Origin of the sequence: Mesorhizobium sp. M1A.T.Ca.IN.004.03.1.1 (assembly GCF_003997555.1) — a bacterium.
Taxonomy (GTDB): Bacteria; Pseudomonadota; Alphaproteobacteria; order Rhizobiales; family Rhizobiaceae; genus Mesorhizobium.
Genome location: NZ_RZTV01001139.1, coordinates 1 through 234, shown reverse-complemented (window position 1 = coordinate 234; position 234 = coordinate 1). Strand labels below are relative to the sequence as shown.

1 protein-coding gene is annotated in these 234 nt (G+C 61.1%); it reads right to left on the bottom strand.

Annotation, left to right across the window (positions count from 1 at the left end; translation table 11 throughout):
• Positions 1 to 210 (bottom strand): MerR family transcriptional regulator (locus EOD29_RS35235; RefSeq protein WP_127248934.1); only part of this gene is annotated, 210 nt, incomplete at its 3' end.
• Positions 211 to 234: the final 24 nt, after the last annotated feature.

The following is a 234-nucleotide window of genomic DNA, read 5'->3' as shown; positions in this document are numbered from 1 at the left end:
GAGCAGCGTGCGGATCGCGTCGATCTCGAAACCGAGTTCGCGGGCGTGGCGGATGAAGGCGAGACGGCTGATATCGGCAGGCTCGAAGGAGCGCTGGTTGCCCTCGCTACGGCTCGGGGCCGCGAGCAGGCCGATGCTTTCATAATAACGCACCGTCGGCACCTTGACGCCGCTCTGGCGGGCAGCTTCACCAATGGTGATCTTTTTCATGATTTTCCTCTTGCACCTCTAGTC